A 24559-nucleotide genomic window follows, 5' to 3' on the forward strand; every position below is an offset into this window, starting at 1 on the left:
AGGTATGGACTCGGATCAGGTGGTATGAGCTGCGCGATTTATTGTTGGCGGATAATTTCGCACACTGTCAGTCATACTCTGTCCGATAAGGAATTAGCTGATGGAAATTGACTTCTGGTTCGACTTTTCCAGCCCCTATTGTTACCCGGTGGCCATGACGATTGAAGAGGCAGCCCGCGACAAAGATTTACAGGTTAACTGGCATGGATTTATGCTCGGTACGATTTTAAAGTCACAGGGCAGTGACACACTCCACGATGAACAGAATCGCGCCAGGCTAGCCTATACCTGGCTGGATATGAAAAGAGTATGTGAACAATATAATCTTGCTTTTGTCAGGCCCTGCCGATTTCCCAGCGTATCCAGGCTGGCAACCCGAATCCTGTGCTGGTATCAGCATCAGGACTGGATACCGGCGTTTGTCAGAGCGGTATTTCACGCCGCTTATGCACAAGATAAAAATATAGCCGATGAAAAGGTCATTGCCGACTGTATTGCTTTGGCCGGGCAGGATCCGCTGACGGTTATTGAGCAGGCAAACTCTATGGAGGCAAAGGCCAGGTTACACCTGCAAAATCAGCAAGCAATACGTACGGGAGTCTTCGATGCACCTTTTTTCCAGGTGCAGCAGGAACCATTCTGTGGTCTGGACAGAATGCCTATGGCGTTAGACTGGCACCGATATCAGTCAGACGTTTTCAGGCAAACCGGTACGGCCTAGAATTCAGGCGCCGCCTGGTGTTTCAGCAGTCTGATCGCCAGTTTAACGAAATCCGAAGAAGTAATAATACCTTGCAGAGCGCCTTTTTCGTCAACAACGGGTAAACAGCCATGTTTATGTGCAAGAAAATACTCGGCCATATCCAGCAACGGATGATCGGCGCTTATTGTGTCACAGTCGACAACGGCCACTTCCTCAATAGGTACCGCTTTTTCCTGCTCGGCTAACTCTGATTCACCGTAGATCCTTGCCAGTTTCATAACCTTAGAAATCAGCGCTTTTTGGGTGACAACGCCACGCAATTTTCCGCTTTGTGAATCCAGTACCGGAATATGCCTGATACCATGTTCGCGACTCATACTGTGGGCGTCCCGCAGCGTGGCTGACTCATCCAGTGTATGCAGGTTAGTGGTCATGATGTCTTTTACCCGCATTGCCTGTCTCCTGTGCAGTTGTTTGATAGTACAACATCAAGCCTAGTTCATCTGAACCGGTTCGGCATTGTGCTGGATCAATCGCTGCCCAAATTAAAACTTGTATTTCTGAGAGCTTTGCTACACTAACAATTAGTTAACATCTGCATTGTGAGTTCACTATGTGCTATCGAATTGCGTTATTATTCACCAGCCTGATGTTTGTCAGTGTATTGGCCCTGGCCAATGCCGACGAGGGAGATGTAAACAGTGACAAGGCCCTTCCCTCTCTGACCTTGTTAACAGAGAATTTTGCCCCTTTTAATTATGTTGATGACGATAAAATCAAAGGTTTTACCGTTGATGTGGTTGAGCATATTCTGGCCTCAACAGGATCGTCCCAGAGCCGCTCTGATATGCAGGTGCTACCCTGGTCAAGCGCATATCAACAAGGGTTGCTGCGCCCGGATACCATGCTTTTTACCCTGATCCATACAGAACATCGCGACCCCTTGTTTCGCTGGATTGGCCCGCTAGTGCCAACCCGGGTAGTGGTGATAGCCAAACGTAATATGGAATTCGAAGCCAAATCTGTTGAGGACCTGGCCGGACTGGTGGTGGGTACAGTAGGGCAGGATGTGGGTGAGCAATTGCTGATCGAAGAAGGCTTTGCGGTAAACAATATTGTCAGCGAGGACTCGCCCAAAAAAATCGTCGAAATGCTTAAGCGTAATCACCTCAATGCCATTGCCTATGATGATATCTCCGCTTTTTGGTATCTTGATAATATCGGTGAGGACTTAGCTAAATACGAGATCATCTACACCCTACAGGAATCTGACCAGTATATTGGACTGAGCCGTTCAACGCCTAAATGGGTAGAGGACAAACTTCAGGAGGCGTTAAATCAGCTTAAATATTCTGAGAAATACCGCCAGATGATCAGCCAATATCCGGTGATTGAACATGCGCTGTACCCGACCAATTAAGCATGTTCAGGGATAGCTGTAGGCGGATACAGCGCAGAAGTATACTCGACCCACTAATCCTGTGTCCGGACTCTGCTGCTTTTACTCTATATGACACTTTGCCTTTGTTCGTCCCGCTTCGCCTGCACGACAGCGATTCTGTCACGCAGTGAAGTTTGTGTTCCAATGAGGAATGTCGGTTCATTGCTCAGGGTTGCCTGTCAGTTTATTTAGAAACTTGTGAGGGGCATTGTCAGAGCGGTTTAACTCTATTGGCCCGATAAATTTCGCCCTGCATAATAGTGTTTTTCTCTGCGTACTTTGCGCCTCAGCGAGATCAAACGGATAAAAGCTTAAGATCTCGCAGAGCCGCTGAGATGCAAAGGACGGTCATAGCACGGATGTAGGGGCGAATTGATTCGACTAACAAAGACGGGTTTAACGCCATATGCCCAATAAATTGGGCCCTACATGATATTGCTTTTCTCCGCGAGCTCTGCGCCTCCGCGGTAAAAAACCTAATGCAGTTTTAACTTCGGTCTTACTGCGCGATTGATTTTTTCTACCATCATCAGCAGCATTCCTTTGACCCACCCATGGATGGCGATCTGGTGCATTCTGTATAAAGACATATATACAAATCGCGCAATGCGCCCTTCGATAAACATACTATCGCCGGTCAGGTTTCCCATCAGATTCCCGACAGTGCTGTAACGACTGAGGTTGACCAGTGAACCATGGTCTTTGTAGACAAATGGTTTCAGGGGTTTATTAGCGCGACTTCTGAGGATATTGGTGGCCACCAGTGACGCCATCTGATGAGCAGACTGCGCTCTTGGGGGGACCCAACTGCCATCCGCTTGTTCAAAACCACAGCAGTCGCCGATAACATAAATATCTTCCGTGCCTTTGGCTTTAAGCTCAGGGGTAACGACAATTTGCTGCATACGATTCAACTCAAAGCATTGCTGATCTTTAATATAGTCAGGCACTTTGACGCCTGCTGCCCACACCATCATCGTGGCTTCAACAAACCCATTCTGGGCGGTTTCAAAGCCCTGTTTATTAGCAGCGTTAACACGGGTATTTTCCAGCACTTCAACGCCCAGAGCCTTGAGCTCATGACGTACCGCATCGGTTATGCGTTTGGGCAGAGCGGGCAGGATACCGGGACCGGCTTCCAGTAAGTGAATTTTAAGCTTACTGGCGCTCATCTGAGACATTCCATAGCGTTTCGCCAGCGTGGCCACATGATAGAGCTCAGCTGCCAGCTCCACTCCGGTTGCGCCGCCACCGACGATGGCAATGTTAAGTGTGGCATCATCATCGCGCTGATTAAAACGAACGAAGTGATTCATCAATGCACGATGAAATTTTAGTGCCTGGTGGGCAGAGTCGAGAGAATAGCAGTACTCGCTGACGCCGGGCGTATTAAAATCATTGGATACACTGCCAATGGCCAGAACCAGAGTATCGTAACTTAACTGGCGTTCAGCGATGAGTAACTCCTGATTATCATCATATATGGCAGCAAGGGTGAGCTGTTTTTTATCTGCATCAAGAGCGACAAATTCACCGTGCTGAAACTGATACCCGTGTCTGGCTGCATGAGCACTGTAAATCACGCCATCAGTACCGGTATCCAGCGAGCCGCTTGCCACTTCATGTAACAGTGGCTTCCAGATATGATTGGTGTTTTTATCTACCAGGGTAATCTGTGCCTTTTTTGATTTGCCCAGTTTATGTCCCAGACGAGTGGCCAGCTCCAGTCCTCCGGCGCCTCCTCCTACAATCAGGATATGTTGCATAGTTTATTGACTCCGAGATTAGAATGCTGCTCCGTTCTACCATTGGTACTAAGCCTTAATTAATTTTTGTGGGTGGCTTTAGGAATAGCCTTATCATACGCCTTAGTGGCGCAGGGAGGGATCTGAAAATTGTAATCTGAAGTTTAAAAAAACTAATGAGGGTATTGCCGGGCCAAACCCGAATTGGCTCCAGGCGATTCTATTACCACGAATCTTGGAGGCATAGAACACAGAGGTTCTAAAGGTTTAAAGGGTAAATACCTCTGCGATCCCCGCGCCCCTGCGAGATCACAGGCTTTTTACTTGTTGATCTCGCTGAGGCGCAAAGGCGCAGAGAACACGGAGATAGCACTATCAACATTGTGCAATCAAAGGCGTTGGGTTTCCGCCAAAAGTATGCGGAAATGACCGCCGGTCATGGAGGGGTGTTGATTAGCTTTCAGTTGTCAGTGACAGCTAAGCCAGACTCCAGTCGTGCAGATACAGTGCTTTTACTCTGATTGCATAATGGCAGCGATTTCCTGCTCCATCACTTTAGCAGCCTGTTGTCTGGCCAGTTCAAGAAAGGGCGAACCCTGCGACCAGACCGCCTCGGCGGCTTCCTGATTGCGTTTAAATTTATTCTCAATGTCTTTAAAGGCAACGATCATCTGTTCTTCGGTCATATATCACTCCTGTTTGCCGGTGAATCTTCAGTGTAGATGATGGTTGTGCTTTTATCGGCTAAAACCCGGGTGCCAGTCTGTCCATACAGGTTGCAGGCCTTTGGCTCTGACCACCTCAGCCATGGTCGCGGGGCTGCGGTTATCATCGATCTCAAATTGTTCCAGAGCCTGGTCTTCACTGGCATAGCCTCCGGGCTGAGTGCGTGAACCGGCGCTGATGCTGGTGATGCCCAGTGGCAGCAGATGATCCCGTAAAAAGGGTGATTCGCGGGTGGAAAGACTGAGTTCCAGTTCACTGTCGAGAATTCGCCAGGCACAGAGCAGTTGCACCAGTTGCTTGTCCGACATCGGCCTGATGTCACTCAGACCTCCGGCGCAGGGCCGCAATCTGGGAAATGACAGAGAGTAACGGGTGCGCCAATAGTTTTTTTGCAGATAACGCAGGTGGCAGGCAGTGAAAAAACTGTCAATACGCCAGTCATCCAGACCGATCAGTGCGCCCAGACCTATCTTGTCGATACCGGCCTTTCCGAGTCTGTCAGGGGTTTGCAGGCGCCAGTTAAAGTCGGTTTTTTTGCCTTTATGGTGATGCCGGGAATAACTGCTTCTGTTGTAGGTTTCCTGATACACCAGTACCGCATCCAGCCCATAGTTACGTAGCTCAGAGTAGTTCTGCTCGCTCAATGGCTGCACTTCCATAGCCAGATAACTGAAGTGGCGTTTGATCAGGGGTAAGGCATCGCAAAAGTAATCCATACCCACTTTGGACTCATGCTCACCGGTTACCAATAGTACCGAATCAAACCCCATGGCTTTAATAGCCAGGCATTCCTGCTCAATCTCATCTGTTGTCAGGGTTTTGCGTCTGAGTTTATTGCTCATCGAGAAGCCACAGTAGCTACAATCGTTAGCGCACAGGTTAGACAGATACAAGGGCACAAAAAACTGCATAGTATGGCCAAATCGTTGTCGGGTGAGCGCATAGGCCCGCTGCGCCATCACTTCCAGATAAGGCTCTGCGGCGGGTGACAGCAGTGCCATAAAATCATCAGTTTGTGGGCGCGGCGCACTCAGTGCACGCTCTACATCGGTCGCGTTGCAACTGTACAGGCCCATGCGAACCTCTTCCCAGTCATACTTTTCAAACTCTGACACAAAGCTCACAGTGCCTCCGTAAAGGCAGTGAGGGGGCTGGAGGCCTGAGCCTGCCCTGGCCCGGCTACGCCTGCCTCAAAGGCCATGCGCCCGGCTTGTACTGCCAGCTTAAAAGCTCTGGCCATAGCAACCGGATCAGTAGAACTGGCGATGGCAGTATTAATCAGCACTGCGTCTACGCCCATTTCCATGGCTTCAGCGGCCTGACTGGGGGCGCCTATACCGGCATCGACGATAACCGGCACCTGAGCCTGTTCTAAAATAATCTGCAAAAAGGTTTTGGTTTGCAGGCCCTGCCTGGACCCAATTGGTGCGCCCAGCGGCATGACCGCAGCGCAGCCAACCTCCTGCAAGCGCAGGCATAGTAGCGGATCGGCGCCGCAGTATGGGAGTACGACAAAGCCCTCTTTTACTAACGTTTCGGCGGCTTTAAGGGTTTCCAGCGGATCCGGTAACAGGTAGCGCTGATCGGGATGGATCTCCAGTTTCAGCCAGTTGGTGTCAAGGGCTTCGCGGGCCAGCCGCGCTGCAAAAATGGCTTCCTCGGCGGTTTTGGCTCCCGAGGTATTTGGTAGCAGGTCTACGCCCAGTTTGCGCAACGGGCTGAGCAAATCATCCCGGCCCTGATGCAGATCCAGTCGCTTCAGAGCAAGAGTAACCAGCTGTGTACTGCTGGCGTCCAGGGCATTGAGCATGGTTTCGGCACGACTGAATTTGCCGGTACCGGTCAGCAGTCTGGAGGTGAACTCCCGTTCGGCAATTTTCAGCATCATTATCCTCCTGCAACCACGGTGAACAGGCTGATGCGATCCTCAGGCTGCAGTTCTGTTTGTTCCCACAGACTTTTATTTACCACCTGTTGGTTCACTGCCACTGCGATCCCATTGTTGTCAGGGTAGTGTTGCCGGATCAGTGCCGCTAAGGTCACCGGTGCGCTGAGCTGTATGCTGTGATCATTGAGTGTCAGTTGCATTATCTGTCTCCACATATTTGGCATTGGGGGGTTCTGGGAAGGGCATAGTGCTGCCAGCTGTGTTTCAGGCCATCAAAAAGATGCAGTGTGCCCCAGGGCACCGAACCTGTGTTTGCCAGGTATTTGATGCCTTCCAGTGCCTGCATCAGGCCCATCATTGCTACCACCGGGCCAATGACACCAGCATGCTGGCAGCCTTGTGGTGGCGCCTGTTCTGGCTCATACAAACATCTGTAGCAGCCGTGGTCGTGGGCTGGATTCAGGGCCAGGAACTGTCCGGAAAACCCCATGGCGGCGCCGATTATAAGGGCAGTGGAATGGGCATAGCAGGCTGCATTGATGGCCTGTCTGCTGGCCATATTGTCGCTGCAATCCAACACCAGGTCGGCTTTGCTGACCTGTTCGTACAGACCTTCTCCCCTGAGGTATTCTGTTATCGGCAGAATGTCGATATGGGGATTTTGCGCCGCAAGTCGCCGCGCTGACAGCTGTGCTTTCAACTGGCCGCTGTGCTGGGAGCTATACAGAGGCTGACGGGGCAGATTACTCGGCGACAGGCGATCACCATCGGCCAGGAGCAGTTTGCCAATACCGGCTCCAGTTAGGTATTGGGCCGCAGCGCAGCCGAGACCACCAAGGCCGACAATAAGGACACAGGCTTGCTTAAGCCTGTGTTGTCCTATTTCTTCGACTTCCGGCAACAGGATCTGTCGGCTGTAATGGATCATCTCCGCATCACTGAGCATAATAACGCTCCATTTTCTCCATTAACCCTTTAGCCACCTGTTGCGGGTTTTCGGCCGCCGTAATCGCGCTGACCATGGCGATGCCATCAACACCGCAAGCCAGCACCTTATCCACTCTTGATTGTGAGATGCCGCCGATGGCCACCGTTGGAATGGATTGCTGTAGTACCTGGTAGGCTTTAAGACGCGCCAGTCCTTGTGGGCTGGAAGGCATGTCTTTAGTGCGGGTGGCGAATATGTGCCCCAGTGCAATGTAGGATGGACACAGCCGTATCGCCCTGAGTAACTCGGCGTATCCATGAGTGGATATGCCAAGCGCCAGTCCTGCCTGTTGAATTGCGTTCAGGTCGGCGTCATAAAGATCCTCCTGACCCAGATGCACGCCAAATGCGCCGTGTTTAATGGCAAGCTGCCAGTGGTCGTTGATAAAGAGCCTGGCCTGATGATGATTGGCTAGTGCGACTGCCTGTTGAATCGCCGCCTCTGCCTCTTCATCCGGGGGCCGCTTGAGGCGCAATTGCAATGTGGTTATTCCCCATTGCAGACATTGCTGCACCCATTCGACGGTGTCTACCACGGGATATAATCCCAGCCTGCGACTAGTAAGGGTAGCGAACCCCCGTACCGCAGGAGTAGGCTCAGGGTTTAGCTGGTACGTGGGGAAGTCAGCCAGCTTCTCCGGCCAGCCCAGATGAGCTACAGGGCCTGGCCCGCGGCCAACCGCAGCGGCTGACTTCAGCCCCTGGTTAATATAAGCACTGGCGATACAGGCGGCATCGGCAAGGGGATAGTCCAGTGCTATTGCTGTGGCTATGGCACTGGCATAAACGCAACCGGTACCATGGCCGTGGGACGTGGCGATCCTGTCACTGGTAAGCTGCCAGCGCTGCTCCTCGCTGAAGTAATAGTCCGTACAGTGCTGCTGTTGCCAGTGCAGATGCCCGCCTTTGATCAATGCCGCAGTCACCCCGCTACTTAATAATGCGTTTGCCGCCTTTTCCATGTTGTTTTTGTTGTCCGGACGGATATCGGTCAGCCAGTTCAGCTCATCGGCATTGGGGGTGATTAAATCAAGCTGTTGCAATAAGGGAACACAGTCCCGGGCATTGATATTGCTCAGTTTTGCGCCGCTGCTTGCCTGCACCACAGGATCCCAGATTACAAAAAGAGCGGGTTGTTGTTGCCTTAGCCAGCCAATAAACTCTGCCAGTAACCGGATTTGCCCGCTATCAGCCAACATGCCAATCTTGACCACCCGGGGCAGCATGTCGCCGGCCAGGCTGTTCAGCTGGCTGCGTAGCATATCAACAGACACCGCCTGAATACGGTCAATGCTGTGGGAGTTTTGTGCAGTAATAGCGCTGATCAGGCTACAGCCATGGCCTCCCAGACCATGGACCGTAAGCAGATCTGCCTGAATACCGGCCCCACCGCCGCTGTCAGAGCCGCCAATACACCAGATTATCGGTTTGCCCATCTCAGGCATCTCCGTTATCAACCGGGCTGTGATAGAGTTCACTTCCCTGTCGGCGAAAGGTTTCTGCCATTTTTTGCATACCGGATTGCACCGTTTCGCTCTGTCCGTCCATATCGATAACCTGCACGTCCACCTCCTTTTGCCGGGCAATGTCACGCACTTCCTGGGATATTTTCATGGAGCAGAACTTAGGGCCGCACATCGAGCAGAAATGGGCCACCTTACCGGATTCCTGGGGCATGGATTCATCGTGATAGTCTCTCGCCGTTTGCGGATCCAGAGCCAGATTGAACTGATCTTCCCAGCGAAATTCGAAGCGGGCCTTAGACATAGCATTATCCCGAATTTGCGCACCCGGATGACCTTTGGCGAGATCGGCAGCATGGGCGGCAATCTTATAGGCGATCAGACCCTGCTTAACATCCTCTTTATTAGGCAGGCCAAGGTGTTCTTTGGGTGTCACATAGCAGAGCATGGCACAGCCAAACCAGCCGATCATGGCGGCGCCGATACCAGAGGTAAAGTGATCATATCCTGGTGCGATATCTGTGGTTAGCGGCCCCAGAGTATAGAAGGGTGCCTCGTGACAATGCTTAAGCTGCTCCTGCATATTGGCTTCGATTAAATGCATGGGCACATGGCCAGGACCCTCGATCATCACCTGCACATCCCGTTGCCATGCAATTTTGGTTAATTCACCCAGGGTACGCAGCTCACTGAACTGTGCCTCGTCGTTGGCATCGGCCACGGAGCCCGGACGCAGGCCATCGCCCAGTGACAGACTGACATCGTAGGCGGCGCAGATCTGACAAATTTCGTCGAAATGTTGATAGAGGAAATTTTCCTGATGGTGTGCCAGACACCATTTAGCCAAGATAGAGCCGCCCCTGGATACGATGCCGGTCAGACGCTTAGCCGTCATCGGCACATAACGCAGCAAAACGCCGGCATGAATGGTGAAGTAGTCCACCCCTTGCTCGGCTTGTTCGATCAGCGTATCGCGAAACAGCTCCCAGGTGAGTTTGGTGGCATCGCCGTTAACCTTTTCCAATGCCTGATAGATAGGCACGGTGCCAATGGGTACCGGACTGTTGCGCAGGATCCATTCGCGTGTTGCATGAATGTGGCGCCCGGTAGACAGATCCATCACCGTATCGGCCCCCCAGCGTGTTGCCCACACCAGTTTTTCTACCTCCTCCTCAATCGAAGAAGTCAGGGACGAATTACCGATATTGGCATTCACCTTCACCAGAAAATTGCGCCCGATAATCATCGGTTCGGCTTCCGGATGGTTGATATTAGCCGGAATAATGGCCCGTCCTTCGGCCACCTCTTTACGCACAAACTCAGCACTGATGGTTTCTGGCAAGCGAGCACCAAAGCCCTGACCGGGGTGTTGCTGGGTGAGCTGTTTATCGCGGATGCGTTCGCGGCCCATATTTTCGCGCAGGGCGATATACTCCATTTCCGGTGTGATGATACCCCGGCGGGCATAATGCAATTGCGTTACCGTCTGACCTTGTTTGGCGCATAGGGGCTGGCGATGTAGTTGTGATGTCTGCGCATCCGATTCAATGTTCTCACTGTGCAGGTCGCGGGTATAGCGTGAATCTGAACCCTGCTGTAATTCGGTATTGTTTCGCTCATGGATCCAGTTATTACGGATGGGCTCAAGACCACGACGAACATCCAGACTGGCCTCGGGGTCGCCATAAGGACCGGACGTGTCATACACCGGCACCGGCTCGTTGGGTTGATAAACCGGTGCCGACTGGCTACCTGTGAGGGTATCGGAAAGCTGAATTTCGCGCATGGCCACGCGCACGTCTTTGCGGCTCCCGGTCAGGTAAATTCTTTCAGAATTGGGGTACGCCATCCCCTGTAATTGGTGCAGGAAGTTCTCAGCGTTGTTACGGTTTTCGCGTCTGGTTGACATAGCATTCTCGCCTTTTCTTTGGGTTTGAGAAGCTTGTCAGGAGTGTCAGCAAGAACAACGGCCATGCAATGCACAGAATTGCGATTGGCAATAGGCCGATGCGCTCTTGTTTCCTACGCAGGTAGTAGAGCGCCATAGGGTTTAAAAAACGAACACCAGAGCTGCCTGAAAAAGCCTCTATCAAGGCGTGGTTGTGCAGGAATAGCGGCACTATTTCAAGCAACCAGAACGAAGAGTGAGGCTTTTTCAGGCGCTCCCTTTAGGGCGAGGCCAAAAAACGTGCATCCGGCGGCAAATTTTCTTGATTTAGACCCACTAAACCTTCAAAAATTTGCCTTGCCTGCGCGTTTTTTGAACTCTCGCTGGTGTCGTTTATTTAAACCCTATGGCGCTCTCGCCTGATCAGGTTCAACGGATCCCGCGTTTGCGGTCTCAGCCCCAGTTGTCTAAATCAACAGGGGCACTCCGACAAGATGTTGTCTATCAGTATAAGCAGTTTAACCGCTGCAATGCAAAGGGCTTTTTGCGCAGGTTGTAGATCGGAATTTATTCCGACAGCTAAAAGCTCTCAGCTCAAAACTCATAGTCTCTGAGACGCCGGGAGCGTGGAGATAAGAAAAATATTACCCTTATATCCTCTGTGGCTCTGCGGTGAAATCTTTTAACCACAAACCACAAACCACAAACCACAAACCACACGAAAGACATGAAAAGAGCTATTCACCACAGAGACACGGAGGGCACAGAGGTTTGAGCTGTTCACCGTGAATATAAAGCTATCTTCAGTCTTCAGTCTTCTGTCCTCTACCCATGGCATATTCCAGAGCAGTTTGCAGTAACAGGTTGGCGCCGGTTTCCACATCCTGCCAATGGGTCCATTCATCGGGGGAGTGACTGATACCGGCAACGCTGGGAACAAAAATCATTCCAGTGGGGGTGATCTTCGCCATGTATTGGGCATCATGCCCCGCACCGCTGGGCATCACTTCATAATTCAGGCCCAGTTTCTCTGCCTGATTGCAAAAGCTCTTAATCACCTTGTCGGACATCGCCTGTGGTTCAAGCCAGCTCATTTGTTCAAACTCAAACATCAGATTGTGTTTGCGAGCTATAGCTGACAATACGCGGCGACATGAGTCCGCCAGGTTGCGCATGGTCTGTGGGTCGGTATCCCGGCCAACCAGAGTAAACTCTGCTTCACCGGGTACAGTGTGTGCGTAACCGGGTTTGAGTTCTACACGGCCTACGGTCAGACGGCTCTTGTCCGATCCATCTTCGTCAATGATGCGGGGAATTTCATGGGCAAAATCTGCCAGCCCCATAAACGCATCGCTGCGCATATCCATCGGTGCGGTTCCGGCGTGGTTGGCTTCGCCAATTAGTCTGACCAGCCATTTGTACACGCCGGAAATGGCTTCTACGACGCCGATGGGTTTCTTGATCCGTTCGAGCACAGGGCCCTGTTCGATGTGCAGCTCCAGAAAGGCGTGAAAGTGTTTCGGATCAACACGGGCATCAAGGGCTTCAAAAGCTTTCAGGCCGGCTCGCTGCATTTCGTCTTTGAGAAAAACATGGGTGGCATCATGAGCATTTTCCAGCCAGTGAGGATTCAGCTCACCTACAATCGCCTGTACCCCCATCATGCCACCAAATCGTCCCTCTTCCTCTGCAAAGGCATAAACTTCCAGCGGGAATTCACATTCCAGGCCGGCATCGCGGATCACCCGCATGCACTCGAGCCCGGCCAGCACGCCCAGCGTACCGTCAAACATGCCACCTGCCGGAACAGAATCAATATGCGAACCCATGGCGACCACCGGCCCTGTTTGTCCGGCCTTCATCTTGCCAATAATATTGCCGGCCTGATCCATATGCGCACTGAACCCTTCGTCCTCAAATTTTTTAATCAGCCAGCGTCGGGCTTCCATGTCAGCTTCGCTGAATCCGAGGCGGAATACGCCTTTGCTTTCAGGGTCATAACCTATATGAGAGAGTTCCAGCAGATCATTCTGAAGTCTCGTTAGTTGCACGGAAATGTCCTGTTGCATAAAGCCTCCTGTTTAAAAACTGTGCGGGAGTTCCTGTGATGGTTGTCGCCCGGGTGATTTTTGTATAGCGTGTTAACAATGTTAGCATGTTATGACAATCCATCCGGATATCTGTTCACACGAGGTAGTTTGGATATTTGAATGGGATCATGCACTTATTACAGAGGGGCGCAGCATGGGCAGGATCCTTAAGCTGGCTTTAGTGTTAGTAAGTATAACCATGTTGCCGGCCTTCGCCGTGCAGCAAATAGAATCCCGCGAGGGATATTTTGTATTGGAACTGCCTGAAGATCGAAAAACCTATGATGGTCTGGAAATCGTTGAACTGAATCAGAGTACTCAGAGCGCGGAATTTAACAACGCCCAGCGCTTTGACATCAGTGGGCAGCAGCAGGCAACACTGTCTGGTTTCGCTGACGGGCATTACCAGGCCCGGATAACAGACAGTTCAGGCAAGAATCCGCCACAGTTAATCGCTGAAATTGAAATCAGACATCGGTCTCTGACTCAGGCGCTGGTGTTATTTGTTGTTGGTCTGGCCGCGTTTCTGTTACTGGCGATTCTGCTACTGCGGTTTAATCGCGAGGGCATCGAGCATGATTGAAGCGCAATTAGACTGGTCGCTGGCACTGGCGATACTGGTAGGTTTCGGTGTGTTATGGGTGGCGTTTGGCTGGTACCTGGGGCGTGATAACCGCAGTATTGACGATTACGCCCTGGCCGGACGTAATGTCGGCTTCGCGTTTGCTACAGCGACCGCCATGGCCACCTGGATCACCAGTAATACCACGTTAGTGGCCCCACAGCTGGCTTATCAGTTTGGCATCTGGGGAATGATCGGCTACAGCATGGCGGCACTGGGCCTGATACTCTTCGCGCCCATGGCCCAGCGGATCAAATCGTTGATGCCCCATGGCTTTACCAGTGGAGACTTTATCCGCACCCGTTATGGTAAAAGTGCCTGGGCGATGTTTATGATTATCTCGGTATTTTATGCCATGGGCTGGCTTGTCAGCCTGGGCATGGCAGGTGGGATTCTCTTATCTTCGTTAAGTGACCTGAGCTATCACACCGGCATGTCTGCCATCCTCATTATCTGCGTGCTTTACACTCTTTTGGGAGGCCTCAAGGCTGTTATTGCTACCGATTTCGTGCAGTCCATTCTGATTCTGACCGGCGTGGTCATCATTGCCTGGGTGTGTATTGATACGGTAGGCATTGGAGAAATTCACCAGCAAGTGAGCGATTTCCAACCAGAATTGCTTAATGTAGCTTTTCCTGCCGCCATTATGTTCCTGTTTAACAATATCTTTTTTGGAATTGGCGAGATATTTCATTCCAATGTCTGGTGGTCGCGGGCCTTTGCATTTAAAACCGGTGTGGGTAAACGGGCCTTTTTGTTGGGTGGTTTACTGTGGCTGCCGATCCCGATTGTGACCGGCTTTGTGGCGCTGGCAGCTTTGTCATTGGGTATTATTCCACCCAGTGCCGATATGGTGGGCCCGCTGGTAGCGGCGAAGCTATTGGGTAGTATTGGCGCCATATTCGTGTTTGTGGTGGTGTTTTCTGCACTGGCATCAAGTATGGACTCGTTACTGGCCGCCACCTCGGATCTCATTACTCAGGATGGCTATAAACGCCTTATTAATCCCAGGGCAGACAGCGATACTCTGCTCAAAGCCAGCAAACGCATTGTTATCGGGTTAGGGGTATTGACCTGGTTATTATGTCTGCCCAAGGTGGCGACCCTGGGGGCCTTACTCAACTTCACCGGTGCCTTTGTGGCTTCGGCTATCTGGCCTATTGTCTTTGGCCTGTATCACCCGGGCCTGACCGGTCGGTTTGCGACCGCAGCTATGGCATTAGGCACTATTACCGGTCTCGTGCTTTACTTTGTTATTGGTTTTTATGTGGCGGCGATAAGTGCCTGCCTGATGTCTTTGGCCGTATGTTTGCTCGGTTTGTGGCTTGCCCCCGGTAAGTTCGACTGGCAAACCTTTAAGGAGCCTGACAATGTACCTGAGTGAGACGTTATTAACCTTACTGGTGTTAGTGGCATGCGCTGGCGCTGCACTGGCTCCGATTATTTTATTGCTGCTGTATAAGCGCGATCTGAAGGATAAGTCGTTATGGTAGATCCCAAAATCGAACAGGTAGTTCAGTTCGAGCGAACCCGACCTGATGTAAGAGGTGATGCGCACCCCAAAAAATTATTGCGGGCTATTGAAGAAGATGGTGACAATCTGGCCAAGCTTTCAGATCAGCATATATTTTCGTCTGACCAGTTTGATCGGGGAACGCTGCTGCAGTTGTTCCGGCTGGCGGCTAAGTATGAAGCTAATCCGGGGCGTTTCAGTACCTCGCTGAATGGCCAGATACTGATCTCTGCTTTTTACGAGCCCAGTACACGTACCCGTCTGTCCTTTGAGAGTGCGTGGCATCGTCTTGGTGGCGATATTATGTCAATTACCGACAGGTCAACCACCGGTATTGCCAAGGGTGAATCCCTCGGTGATGTAGCGGAAATGTTTAATAACTATGGCGACTGTGTGGTACTGCGTGATTCACAGGAAGGTTCAGTAAAAGAAATGATGAATGCCTTGCGCATTCCCATTATAAATGCCGGGAACGGGATTGATGAGCACCCTACGCAGGCGCTGGCTGACTTGTATACCATCTTCAAGTGGCGGCCGGATCTGGTTACAGATAATCCGGGCGAACCGCTCAACTTGTGCCTGGTTGGGTTGCCATCAAAAATGCGTACCGTGCGCAGCTTGTTAAAGCTGCTGTGTGATTTCCCGGAAGTGTTTGCCTCTGTCACTATTGTGAATGATTTCAGTCGTGAAGAAATGTTTGCACCGGGGCAACTTGAACAACTCGAAGAGTCTGGATTGAAAATTCATACCGCCGGTGACCTGGACAAGGTATTGCCCGAGGCCGATGTGGTATACATCAATGCCATCTCCTGGGAGGACAACTCGTTTAAGGAATATGGCAAGGTATTTCATATTGATGCCAAATCGCCATTGAAAGAAAACGCCATTGTGTTGCATCCCCTGGCGCGTGGTGAAGAACTGTGCACCAGTCTCGATGGCACAAGCCACAACTGGTATTTCTCACAGGCAAGGGGCGCCGTGTTTTTAAGAATGGCTTTGCTGACTTGTCTTGTACAGCGGGCCGAGCGGGTGCTGGACGTGATTTAAGGTTTTCAGCTATCACAAAGCAGAACATCCTTGCTGATAACGTATGACTGAAAACTGACAACTTAGGAGTATTTATGTGCGGAATAGCTGGCATCTTTGCCAACACCCCTGAGCGTGAAATAGATTCACAAATACTGGTCAATATGGCGGCTATAATGCATCACAGAGGGCCGGACAATTACGGATATTGTAACCCTAAGGAAGTGGGGGTTGGGTTCAGCCATGCCCGTTTGTCGATTATTGACCTGAACGAAAGCCGTGGCCGTCAACCCTTTTTCCTGCATGGTGGCAGGGTGATTTTCGCCCACAATGGTGAATTTTATGATTATCAGCGCCTGCGCGGTGAGCTGACAGCGGAAGGCGAATATTTCGAAACTAAAAGTGATTCAGAAATTGTACCCCATCTGTACCTGCGAGAGGGGATGGATGAAACCCTGAAACACCTGCGCGGTGAGTTTGCCTTTTCTTTGTATGATGAGCAGCAGGACGCACTGTACCTGGTCAGAGATCGCTTCGGCATTAAGCCGCTGTACTGGACCCAAACTAATAACCATATTGTGTTTGGCTCTGAGGTGAAAACGGTACTGGCCCATCCTGAAGTGAACGCAGAATTTGACAGTCACGGTTTGTTTCATCAGCTTATTCAGGTGATGGTGCCGGGTACTACGGCTTTTAAGGGTGTGCATCAGGTTGAACCGGGTTACATGCTCAAAATTACCCGTAAAGATGGCAAGTTCAATATCGAGAAAACCAAATACTGGGATATGGATTTCCCCACCCCTGAACAGCGCCCGCGTATGGACGATGATTATTACATTAAAGGCGTTCGTGACCAGCTGTTAGAGGCCGTTCAACTTCGCCTTACTGCGGATGTGCCGGTAGGGTGCTATCTTTCGGGGGGCATTGATTCCTGTTCCATTCTTGGCCTGGCATCGGCCGCGGCGCAGGATCCCATTCGCGCCTTTACCATCAGTTTCGATAACGATGAATATGATGAAGCCAGTATCGCCACTGAAATGGCCCGCGCCACGGGCGCCGAACAGGATATCCTGAAACTTAATGCGGAGTTGTTGTATGACAATTTCTCCCGCACCATCTGGCACACTGAACGAACCATCTACAATACACTGGCGGTTGCCAAGCTGATGATGAGCCAGCATGTGACCCACAATGACTACAAAGTGGTGTTGACAGGCGAGGGGTCTGATGAACTCTTTGCGGGTTATCCGGCTTTCAGAAAAGACATGTTCCTGCATGGTATGGAAGGGCTGAATGCCGAGCAGGCGGCAGAATGGCAGCAAACTCTGGCCGAATCGAACAAACTGTTCCAGGGTGCGATGTTACCTAAAGACGAATATGTGTCTGAGAAGATTAATGCCAAAGTCGGCTTTACCCCCAGTTGTCTGCAACCCTGGCTGGGCTGTTCTGAGCTGGCCCGTAATCTGTTGACGCCGGAAATTCGTGAAGAGCTGGCAGATTACGAGCCGGGCGAGGCGATTGCCGACAGACTGGACGAGGATTTTCTGACTGATCGCCATCCATTGGACAAGGCGCAGTATGTGTGGATTAAAACCATGCTGGAAGGGCAGATTCTTACCTGGGGCGGAGACAGAGTGGATATGGCTAACTCTATGGAAGCAAGACCGCCGTTTCTGGATCACCATCTGGCTGAGTTTGCGGCCACCATTCCCCCTGAAATGCGCATTAAGGGCAGCAAGGAAAAATACGTATTACGCGAAGCCATGAAAGGCTTATTGCCTACGGTGTTGTATGAGCGCCAGAAATTTGCCTTTATGGCGCCGCCGGCACATACCGACGATAAAAAGTGGCAAAAGCTCAAAGGCCTGTTTGAACGTTATGCTTCAAAAGAAAAGCTGGAAAAGGCTGGCTTTATCGATGCGGATTATGTGCAGACCCTGATGCGAAAACAGGAGAGCCGTGATACCGACCCGGCCGACAAGGTACAAATTGACGCTGTACTTAACCATGTGCTCGGTGTGATGCTGTTACATCATCACTTTATCGAGCAGGATCTTCCTCAACTGGCCCATGATAAGGCGCAGGAATTAGGCTGGGTAGTTTAGGTTTTCTAAGGCAATTGTGGACAGGCCGATACCCAGCCGGGTTCTCGGCCTGATCATCAAAACACGCGGGTATTTAAAGATTGTCTCGCAGAGGCGCTAAGGCGCAGGGTTGGGTACCGCAGAGAAGGTACTTAGCGCTGAAATATACGGAGAAAGTAAACGAATTAACAAGCGTATAGATACACTTTATCAAATAATAGCAAAGCCCTAGCGTCTGTGCGCGAGATGAACCCCGCTCGCGTTTTTTATGTGGTTAGTGGTAAAAAGCATTCAACCACGAAAGGCACGAAAAGACACGAAAGAATACCACAAGCATCTTTCTTTGCGCCTTAGCGCCTCTGCGAGATAAATGCTTTTAGCTCTTGCAGCAGGAAAGAGGTTATTTGATATCGAGCCTCTTTAGCGCTTTGTTGTGCGCCTCACCCCGTTCTCTTTTGCCGACAGCCAACGCTTAAAGGGTAATGGAGTCGTACACTACAACCTTAGCCCACAGATGGGAGTATTGTTCGACAAACTCCTGATGCAGGGGATGAACCTGATAACTATTTTGCCCCTCTGTATTGTCAAAAAACATGGTCTCTGAAACCTGATAGCTGTTATCCACCACTTCTCGCTTTTCGGTAGAAGCCGGAACGCCGATCTGTAAACCGCGTATACTTTCAATCCGGCGCAGGTCGTTGAGCCCCTCAACCAGCTTATCGCGATCCTCAATCGAATCTGGATTCTTAAGCCAGAAAAATACCTGATGAGTCAGTTTAGGTAACTGGCTACATATTTGTTGCGCACCTGCTTTTGCTTTGCCTGACAGCAGCGAGGCCGCGCCCAACACTGCAGTAGTGGAAAGAAAACGTCGGCGGGAAGTATCGGCCATGAGATGCTCCTGATTGAAACCTGCTTTCAAGTTACCAGAGTTATACCAATCCGCATAGATAATTGCCCACTGATTCCGGGCAAATATTACAAATTCTGGTCTATCAGCAGCCATGCTCCGCCAAGATAAAGCAGTATAAGCAATACGCTCTCCACGCCAATGCGCCCCGGGCCCTGGCGCTCTCGGCGGATCAGCCCCATCATCAGAATGCCAGACATTAATAACGTCAGGCCCGCCCAGAAGAGCGTGTCGTCGGTCATGGTGTGGTAAATAGAGCCTTTGCGATAGGAGATGTCTGAAGCGGCAGTGAACAGGGTATCGAAGGCGTTGCCGCCAATAATACCGCCCACTGCCAGGGTGAGAGCGCCCCGTCTTACCGCAGCAATTGAGGTCACCAGTTCAGGTATGGACGTGCTGATCGCGGTAAGCATTACCCCGACAATGGTCTGGGTCAATCCTGTCTGGGAGGCGATAACCGTCGCCGAAGGTTCTAAGGTCCAGCCTGCCACGCCGAGAATTACAAACAACAATGTAAATTCAGCCCAGAGTCGACCCATGGAGGACATCTGGCTGGTATCGTCTGGTTGGTCTTCCCGTGTTTCCCGTGTTCTGGTGGGGGCCCACATTGGTGAGATATGAGCACTCTGTGACAGATGGATACCATACATATATGCAATAAAAAGCACAGGGGTGACCGGATGTACGCCCCAAAAGGTTACATCTGGCAGTAGTGGTGCGATCATAATTAACGCCAGCAGCGTAATCAGCAAGGCGTTTTGTATCATGTTGGGCACTGACGCGGCGGCATGCTCCAGGTTGGCACGCCGATAAACCATGTCGGCAACTGCGAGGAAGAAGGTCTGCACGGCGATGCCGCCAAGGGCATTACTGACAGCCAGTTCTGCATTGCCATTCCAGGCTGCGGTCACCGACAGCACCGAGCCACCAATGGATGTAGCCGCGCCAAGCAATACCGCACCCGCAGCAGCTTCGCCAATTCCGGTACGATCGGCCAACTGATCAACAATCAGTGTAATGCGGGTACCCGCCACCGCAATGACTAACGCGCAGGATGAGAATACCAGCAATGCCTGCATTAAGGTCCAGTTTTCGGGATTCAGCAACTATGCGCTCCTTATCTTACTGAGTATTATCTCATTTCTACTGACCGTAATATAATACACTCAGTAGTATTTGTATGGCGCTCTAGGGCAGCAGAGAAAAGTATATGAAAGAAAGTGACTGGAAAAAGTTTAAAATAATCAAAGAAAAAGCCATTGAACGATTCTGCACTGAGACGCTGGAAGAGTTCGGGCAGATTATATCGAACAGCGAAGAGCATATTCATAACCGTTACCTTCAGCTCTATACACAGGTGCAGGATCGAAATAAAGAGATGGCGCGGATATTTGACGGCCACAGCAGAAATAATGCGTGGTGCCAGCTTATTGCAATGCGGGCCAGAGGTCTGGCAGATGAATCATTGTTAGCCGAATTGTCTGAGGAATTTCTTCAGCAAACTGATCCCAAGCGTTTTGGCTAAAGGTTTTTCAAGCACGAAAGGCATTAAATGACACAAAAAAATACCAGAAGCACCGCCAGCCTGGCCCAATAAATTGGGCCCCGTGTAGGGTTGAATTTATTCGACAAATATCCTGAGGCGGTCCATTAGATTGGGCTCTACAGGGGCAACACAGCGTAGAGTCAGTCAAAATGCAGTTTGGGTTTTTTACGCAGCGCGTAAAATGCCCATCCGCCAATCAATCCGGACAGTGCCTGTAACGCCAGACCGGTATTGCTTCTGGCTCCGGCAATCAGGGTGATGTCCATAATCGGCTGCATTGCCATCACAATACTGAGCATAGCCAATGCGCCTGCTACGGGATAAAGCAGTCCTCCCGGGGTGCCGGTTTTTTTGCATACCCATCCGCCAAAACACAACGCAATCAGCATTCCCACGGCGATAACGGCGCCATAGCCTGGTAATAATCCCCACCAGTCACTCAGCGTCATTTGCAGGCGTTCAAAAGGGGGAATGACAATACCCTGTTGTTCCAGACCAGATAGCACCATCTGACTGTGGGCGATACTGGCAAAGGTAAAGGTTGTCAGCCAGGCGAGAATAAAGCGAAGCGTCAATCGGGCAAATTTTTCCATTAGGTGTACTCTTTAAGCATTCGGCCTAAAATCTAAGTAAAACAAATAATTGCATAGTTGGTGAATAATTAACACACTGTCTGAAAACGCTGAGGAATATCTATGTTACTGATCAAACGATTGATACTGTTGCTTGCCTTAAGCTGGACTGCTGCTGTGTCAGCTAATGAGGCGGACTTCGGCGACTATGAGATTCAGACGCTGGCCTCCGGGTTACATTATCCATGGGCGACGGTGGAATTGCCTGATGGCAGCGTGCTGGTTACAGAGAAACCGGGCCAGCTGCGACGCATTCAGGATGGAAAAATTTCACCGCCAATTCAGGGGGTACCTCAGGTTTATTATAAGAGCCAGGGCGGGTTAATGGATATTATTCTGCACCCTCAATACAATGCCACCGGCTGGATATATCTCACCTACGCCCACGGCAGTGATGAGGCCAATCAACTGCGCCTCATGCGCGCGCGGCTTGAGGACGATACACTGACAGACCAGCAGATTTTGTTCAGTGCTGAGCCAGTCAAAGCGACACCTGTGCATTATGGTGGCCGGCTTGTTTTTATGGACGACAATACCCTGGTACTCAGCAGTGGTGACGGCTTTGATTATCGTGAACAGGCGCAGAATCCTGCCAGTCATCTGGGTAAGTTAATTCGTTTAAATGATGATGGCAGTATTCCGGCAGATAATCCGCAAATTGAAGGCGCGGCAGAAGGGGTGTACAGTCTCGGTCATCGCAATGCTCAGGGGCTGGCCTGGGACCCCTTCAAAACGTTGCTGTTTTCTAACGAGCATGGCCCCGCCGGTGGAGATGAGATCAATATTATTCGTCCTGGGCGTAATTATGGCTGGCCGGTGATCACGTATGGAAAGGATTACTCCGGCGCCAATATCAGCCCTTTTACCGAATATCCGGGAATGATACAGCCGCTGGTAGACTGGACGCCTTCCATTGCACCCTCCGCATTGGTGGTTTATCGCAGAGCCATGTTTCCTGAACTGGACGGCAACCTGCTGTCAACAACACTTAAATCAAAGGAAGTGCGACGGGTTGTACTTGGTGGTATCGAAGTGCGAGAACAACAAAGCCTGTTTACTGAACTGGATGTGAGGTTACGGGATATTGCACTGGCAAGTGATGGTGCGATTTATCTGTTAACGGATGAAGAATCGGGACGCTTACTGAAAGTGATACGGGATTGAGAGAATATCAGGGGCGCGCACTTTCACATACCGGGTATGAGAGAGCGCTGAGCCCCTGCATCAGAAACCTTAGTTACAGGCGTCTTTCAGTGCTTTACCTGCTTTGAAAGAAGGCAGCTTGGAGGCAGCGATCTGAATAGTCGCACCAGTTTGTGGGTTACGGCCGGTACGGGCGGCGCGTTCGGAGATTTTAAAGGTACCAAAACCCAGGATAGCGACTTCGTCACCACTGGCCAGGGCTTCTGTTACTGCGCCAGTGAAGGCGTCAACAACACGGCCAGCTGACGCTTTAGATACATCAGCGCTTTCTGCGATACGGTTAATAAGATCAGTTTTATTCATTGAATGCTTCCTTTTGTTTTACGTTGATAGTGAGCAGAAGCTAAGCTACTCCAAACTCATTATTTTAGCGACGGCTGCCGGGTATATGACGGTACTCGGAGTTACCAAAAAACATACATTACCCGCGTGCACCTGGCACAGTCTTTATATCACACCCTATCTGTTATCACATCTGACAAAACGCGATTGCGGCTCAGGCTGTGATAATTTGATTAATGGTTATACTGCGCTGCCCTGAAAGAGCAGCAATCATCATTAACGCACAACCAGACGAATCCCGCAACCCCGCATGTACTCTGCTTCAAGCTCGAGGTCGGCCAGGACCAGCGGAGAATTCTGTAACCAGTGCTGGTCAAATTCCAGTATTAACTTATCTTGTTTCGCTTGTGCACTAATTTCGGGTAAAAAATCATCCTGGCGTCGAATATTTAAAAGCACGCCAAGTTGCAGGATACAAATCAGCTTCAGTACCTGTTCGTTGCTGTATTCAATAAACTCCGGTAACTCATTAGTGCGAACTTTTTTGCGGTGAAAACGCACCAGAGTGGCGAGCAGATCCTGCTGTTGCTGGTTAAAGCCGGGCAGTTCAGCATTTTGCAGTATGTATCCGGAATGATGCTGTACCCGGCGTGAGTTGATTTGTAATCCGACTTCATGGAGCAGTGCAGCCCAGCCCAGTAATTGTTGTAATTCTGTCGTCTGCAGGCACCAATCTGACGCAACCTGCTGATAAATTTCCAGTGTGGTCTGCAATACCCGCCTGGCATGGTCAGTATCCACATCATAGCGGGTGGCAAGACTATCGGCGGTGCGCTCGCGAATATCATCATGTTCCAGGCGGTCCTCCATTTCATAGATGACCCCCTCGCGCAGGGCTGAAGGTGAAAAGACCAGCTCTGTTATATTCAGGCTATCAAAACTGGCAGCCAGAATGGCCAGGCCAGCGGCAAATACCGGGGCGCGTTCTTCGCTTAAGCTTTTAAAGGGCAGAAGTGAGTATTGGCCAGCCTCACAGCAACGTTTGATGATTGTCTCTATCTGGCTGAGGTTCACAGTGCCAGGTTTGGCTTGTGGATCAATCTCTTCGGCAATACTGACTATGGTCTTGATGGTTCCTGACGTGCCGATGCACTGGTCCCATGCCAGTTTGCGAAAGCGGCGCTGAATCATCTCCAGCTCCTGGCCTGCCGCCAGCCTGGCTTTATGAAAGGCTTTGGGTCTGAGTTCGGAACGGGTGAAGTATCGCTGCGTATAATTTACACAGCCCATCTGCAAACTACGCAATAACAGAGGTGTAAAACCTTCCCCGATAATAAACTCAGTGCTGCCACCACCAATATCCATTACCAGTCGTTTGCCGCTGTTTTCACTGGTATGGGCCACACCCTGATAGATCAGCCGGGCTTCTTCAATGCCGGCGATAATCTCAACGGGATAAGCCAGAACCTTGCGTGCCGCTTTGATAAATACATTAGCGTTGCGGGCCTGGCGCAGGGTATGCGTTGCAACGATACGCACCGAGTCAGGATTAAAGCCGCGCAGACTGTCGGCAAATTGCTGCAGAGTTTCTATGCCTCTGTCCATGGCTTCGTGGCTGAGGATATCTTTTTCATCAAGGCCTTCCGCCAGCCTGACTTTTTGCTTAACTTTATGCAGGATCTGCACACTACCTGCATTTATGCGCGCCACAATCAGGTGAAAGCTGTTTGAACCGAGATCCAGCGCGGCCACATGGGTTGTGTCCCTGACTTCTATATCGTTGAACGCTGTATCGAGTTGGTTCATTAAT

The 24559-nt window shown here is 50.8% G+C and carries 24 protein-coding genes; 9 read left to right on the plus strand and 15 right to left on the minus strand.

The window, feature by feature from the left end:
- The first annotated feature begins 100 nt into the window (after positions 1 to 100).
- Entirely contained in the window at positions 101 to 721 is a 621-nt protein-coding gene (locus CDA54_RS07850; protein ID WP_099034440.1) for a 2-hydroxychromene-2-carboxylate isomerase, read from the plus strand.
- Here the strand turns inward: CDA54_RS07850 and CDA54_RS07855 are convergent.
- A complete protein-coding gene (locus tag CDA54_RS07855; RefSeq protein ID WP_099034441.1) occupies positions 718 to 1155 on the minus strand; it encodes a CBS domain-containing protein in 438 nt (145 codons plus the stop codon). The genes CDA54_RS07850 and CDA54_RS07855 overlap by 4 nt on opposite strands.
- A gap of 161 nt (positions 1156 to 1316) precedes the next feature.
- Here CDA54_RS07855 and CDA54_RS07860 point away from each other — a divergent pair, with 161 nt between their 5' ends.
- Complete coding sequence (locus tag CDA54_RS07860) at positions 1317 to 2123, plus strand: substrate-binding periplasmic protein (protein ID WP_099034442.1); 807 nt, start codon at positions 1317 to 1319, stop codon at positions 2121 to 2123.
- Between the two features lie 497 nt (positions 2124 to 2620).
- On the opposite strand, the gene CDA54_RS07865 is transcribed toward CDA54_RS07860, so the two are convergent.
- The 9 genes from CDA54_RS07865 to CDA54_RS07900 form a co-directional block, all read right to left on the minus strand.
- Positions 2621 to 3910 (minus strand): NAD(P)/FAD-dependent oxidoreductase, encoded by a 1290-nt coding sequence (locus tag CDA54_RS07865; protein WP_099034443.1) that lies wholly within the window; start codon positions 3908 to 3910, stop codon positions 2621 to 2623.
- A gap of 491 nt (positions 3911 to 4401) precedes the next feature.
- Positions 4402 to 4575: a hypothetical protein gene (locus CDA54_RS19575; RefSeq protein ID WP_180237149.1), complete on the minus strand. Its 174-nt coding sequence runs from the start codon at positions 4573 to 4575 to the stop codon at positions 4402 to 4404.
- 51 nt (positions 4576 to 4626) lie between these two features.
- Positions 4627 to 5739 carry a 2-iminoacetate synthase ThiH gene (gene thiH / locus CDA54_RS07870; RefSeq protein ID WP_099034444.1) on the minus strand — a complete coding sequence of 371 codons (1113 nt, stop codon included), beginning with the start codon at positions 5737 to 5739 and terminating at the stop codon, positions 4627 to 4629.
- Positions 5736 to 6500, minus strand: coding sequence for a thiazole synthase (locus tag CDA54_RS07875; protein ID WP_099034445.1), 765 nt, complete (start codon positions 6498 to 6500; stop codon positions 5736 to 5738). Before CDA54_RS07875 ends, thiH begins: the two co-directional genes overlap by 4 nt.
- 2 nt (positions 6501 to 6502) lie before the next feature.
- Positions 6503 to 6703 (minus strand): sulfur carrier protein ThiS, encoded by a 201-nt coding sequence (gene thiS, locus CDA54_RS07880; protein WP_099034446.1) that lies wholly within the window; start codon positions 6701 to 6703, stop codon positions 6503 to 6505.
- A complete protein-coding gene (locus CDA54_RS07885) occupies positions 6703 to 7449 on the minus strand; it encodes a HesA/MoeB/ThiF family protein (protein WP_099034447.1) in 747 nt (248 codons plus the stop codon). Before CDA54_RS07885 ends, thiS begins: the two co-directional genes overlap by 1 nt.
- Positions 7439 to 8926, minus strand: coding sequence for a thiamine phosphate synthase (gene thiE / locus CDA54_RS07890; RefSeq protein WP_099034494.1), 1488 nt, complete (start codon positions 8924 to 8926; stop codon positions 7439 to 7441). The genes CDA54_RS07885 and thiE overlap by 11 nt, the downstream gene beginning before the upstream one ends.
- A gap of 1 nt (position 8927) precedes the next feature.
- Positions 8928 to 10862 carry a phosphomethylpyrimidine synthase ThiC gene (gene thiC / locus CDA54_RS07895; RefSeq protein WP_099034448.1) on the minus strand — a complete coding sequence of 645 codons (1935 nt, stop codon included), beginning with the start codon at positions 10860 to 10862 and terminating at the stop codon, positions 8928 to 8930.
- A 782-nt stretch (positions 10863 to 11644) separates the two neighbouring features.
- Positions 11645 to 12910, minus strand: a complete 1266-nt coding sequence (locus tag CDA54_RS07900) for a Zn-dependent hydrolase (protein ID WP_099034449.1) — start codon at positions 12908 to 12910, stop codon at positions 11645 to 11647.
- 175 nt (positions 12911 to 13085) lie between these two features.
- Here CDA54_RS07900 and CDA54_RS07905 point away from each other — a divergent pair, with 175 nt between their 5' ends.
- From CDA54_RS07905 to asnB, 5 genes are all read left to right on the plus strand, one after another.
- Complete coding sequence (locus CDA54_RS07905) at positions 13086 to 13514, plus strand: hypothetical protein (RefSeq protein ID WP_099034450.1); 429 nt, start codon at positions 13086 to 13088, stop codon at positions 13512 to 13514.
- Positions 13507 to 14937, plus strand: a complete 1431-nt coding sequence (locus CDA54_RS07910; RefSeq protein ID WP_099034451.1) for a sodium:solute symporter family transporter — start codon at positions 13507 to 13509, stop codon at positions 14935 to 14937. The genes CDA54_RS07905 and CDA54_RS07910 overlap by 8 nt, the downstream gene beginning before the upstream one ends.
- A complete protein-coding gene (locus tag CDA54_RS19940; protein WP_268235317.1) occupies positions 14924 to 15046 on the plus strand; it encodes a hypothetical protein in 123 nt (40 codons plus the stop codon). The genes CDA54_RS07910 and CDA54_RS19940 overlap by 14 nt, the downstream gene beginning before the upstream one ends.
- Entirely contained in the window at positions 15040 to 16113 is a 1074-nt protein-coding gene (locus CDA54_RS07915; RefSeq protein ID WP_099034452.1) for an aspartate/ornithine carbamoyltransferase family protein, read from the plus strand. The genes CDA54_RS19940 and CDA54_RS07915 overlap by 7 nt, the downstream gene beginning before the upstream one ends.
- Positions 16114 to 16187: 74 nt before the next feature.
- Entirely contained in the window at positions 16188 to 18197 is a 2010-nt protein-coding gene (gene asnB, locus CDA54_RS07920) for an asparagine synthase (glutamine-hydrolyzing) (RefSeq protein WP_099034453.1), read from the plus strand.
- Between the two features lie 451 nt (positions 18198 to 18648).
- Here asnB and CDA54_RS07925 read toward each other — a convergent pair whose 3' ends face one another.
- On the minus strand, positions 18649 to 19068 hold the full coding sequence (locus CDA54_RS07925) for a Dabb family protein (RefSeq protein ID WP_099034495.1): 420 nt from the start codon (positions 19066 to 19068) through the stop codon (positions 18649 to 18651).
- 86 nt (positions 19069 to 19154) lie between these two features.
- Positions 19155 to 20192: a sodium:calcium antiporter gene (locus tag CDA54_RS07930; RefSeq protein ID WP_229748117.1), complete on the minus strand. Its 1038-nt coding sequence runs from the start codon at positions 20190 to 20192 to the stop codon at positions 19155 to 19157.
- A 104-nt stretch (positions 20193 to 20296) separates the two neighbouring features.
- Between CDA54_RS07930 and CDA54_RS07935 the strand changes: the two genes are divergently transcribed.
- Positions 20297 to 20611 (plus strand): hypothetical protein, encoded by a 315-nt coding sequence (locus CDA54_RS07935; protein WP_099034454.1) that lies wholly within the window; start codon positions 20297 to 20299, stop codon positions 20609 to 20611.
- Positions 20612 to 20772: 161 nt separating this feature from the next.
- On the opposite strand, the gene CDA54_RS07940 is transcribed toward CDA54_RS07935, so the two are convergent.
- Entirely contained in the window at positions 20773 to 21225 is a 453-nt protein-coding gene (locus tag CDA54_RS07940; RefSeq protein ID WP_099034455.1) for a hypothetical protein, read from the minus strand.
- 102 nt (positions 21226 to 21327) lie between these two features.
- Here CDA54_RS07940 and CDA54_RS07945 point away from each other — a divergent pair, with 102 nt between their 5' ends.
- The gene (locus CDA54_RS07945; RefSeq protein ID WP_099034456.1) at positions 21328 to 22428 is read left to right on the plus strand and encodes a PQQ-dependent sugar dehydrogenase; all 1101 of its coding nucleotides are present in this window, start codon (positions 21328 to 21330) and stop codon (positions 22426 to 22428) included.
- A gap of 69 nt (positions 22429 to 22497) precedes the next feature.
- Here CDA54_RS07945 and CDA54_RS07950 read toward each other — a convergent pair whose 3' ends face one another.
- Positions 22498 to 22770 (minus strand): HU family DNA-binding protein, encoded by a 273-nt coding sequence (locus CDA54_RS07950; protein ID WP_062481643.1) that lies wholly within the window; start codon positions 22768 to 22770, stop codon positions 22498 to 22500.
- A 255-nt stretch (positions 22771 to 23025) separates the two neighbouring features.
- Positions 23026 to 24555, minus strand: coding sequence for an exopolyphosphatase (ppx, locus tag CDA54_RS07955; protein WP_099034457.1), 1530 nt, complete (start codon positions 24553 to 24555; stop codon positions 23026 to 23028).
- Between the last annotated feature and the right edge of the window lie 4 nt (positions 24556 to 24559).

The organism is Lacimicrobium alkaliphilum, assembly GCF_002591895.1.
In the GTDB taxonomy this organism is placed as follows: Bacteria; Pseudomonadota; Gammaproteobacteria; order Enterobacterales; family Alteromonadaceae; genus Lacimicrobium; species Lacimicrobium alkaliphilum.

Coding starts and splice junctions, on each gene's coding strand:
- CDA54_RS07850 (WP_099034440.1), top strand. CDS start 101: ATGGAAATTGACTTCTGGTTCGACTTTTCCAGCCCCTATTGTTACCCG.
- CDA54_RS07855 (WP_099034441.1), bottom strand. CDS start 1,155: ATGCGGGTAAAAGACATCATGACCACTAACCTGCATACACTGGATGAG.
- CDA54_RS07860 (WP_099034442.1), top strand. CDS start 1,317: ATGTGCTATCGAATTGCGTTATTATTCACCAGCCTGATGTTTGTCAGT.
- CDA54_RS07865 (WP_099034443.1), bottom strand. CDS start 3,910: ATGCAACATATCCTGATTGTAGGAGGAGGCGCCGGAGGACTGGAGCTG.
- CDA54_RS19575 (WP_180237149.1), bottom strand. CDS start 4,575: ATGACCGAAGAACAGATGATCGTTGCCTTTAAAGACATTGAGAATAAA.
- CDA54_RS07875 (WP_099034445.1), bottom strand. CDS start 6,500: ATGCTGAAAATTGCCGAACGGGAGTTCACCTCCAGACTGCTGACCGGT.
- thiS (WP_099034446.1), bottom strand. CDS start 6,703: ATGCAACTGACACTCAATGATCACAGCATACAGCTCAGCGCACCGGTG.
- CDA54_RS07885 (WP_099034447.1), bottom strand. CDS start 7,449: ATGCTCAGTGATGCGGAGATGATCCATTACAGCCGACAGATCCTGTTG.
- thiE (WP_099034494.1), bottom strand. CDS start 8,926: ATGGGCAAACCGATAATCTGGTGTATTGGCGGCTCTGACAGCGGCGGT.
- thiC (WP_099034448.1), bottom strand. CDS start 10,862: ATGTCAACCAGACGCGAAAACCGTAACAACGCTGAGAACTTCCTGCAC.
- CDA54_RS07900 (WP_099034449.1), bottom strand. CDS start 12,910: ATGCAACAGGACATTTCCGTGCAACTAACGAGACTTCAGAATGATCTG.
- CDA54_RS07905 (WP_099034450.1), top strand. CDS start 13,086: ATGGGCAGGATCCTTAAGCTGGCTTTAGTGTTAGTAAGTATAACCATG.
- CDA54_RS07910 (WP_099034451.1), top strand. CDS start 13,507: ATGATTGAAGCGCAATTAGACTGGTCGCTGGCACTGGCGATACTGGTA.
- CDA54_RS19940 (WP_268235317.1), top strand. CDS start 14,924: ATGTACCTGAGTGAGACGTTATTAACCTTACTGGTGTTAGTGGCATGC.
- CDA54_RS07915 (WP_099034452.1), top strand. CDS start 15,040: ATGGTAGATCCCAAAATCGAACAGGTAGTTCAGTTCGAGCGAACCCGA.
- asnB (WP_099034453.1), top strand. CDS start 16,188: ATGTGCGGAATAGCTGGCATCTTTGCCAACACCCCTGAGCGTGAAATA.
- CDA54_RS07925 (WP_099034495.1), bottom strand. CDS start 19,068: ATGGCCGATACTTCCCGCCGACGTTTTCTTTCCACTACTGCAGTGTTG.
- CDA54_RS07935 (WP_099034454.1), top strand. CDS start 20,297: ATGAAAGAAAGTGACTGGAAAAAGTTTAAAATAATCAAAGAAAAAGCC.
- CDA54_RS07940 (WP_099034455.1), bottom strand. CDS start 21,225: ATGGAAAAATTTGCCCGATTGACGCTTCGCTTTATTCTCGCCTGGCTG.
- CDA54_RS07945 (WP_099034456.1), top strand. CDS start 21,328: ATGTTACTGATCAAACGATTGATACTGTTGCTTGCCTTAAGCTGGACT.
- CDA54_RS07950 (WP_062481643.1), bottom strand. CDS start 22,770: ATGAATAAAACTGATCTTATTAACCGTATCGCAGAAAGCGCTGATGTA.
- ppx (WP_099034457.1), bottom strand. CDS start 24,555: ATGAACCAACTCGATACAGCGTTCAACGATATAGAAGTCAGGGACACA.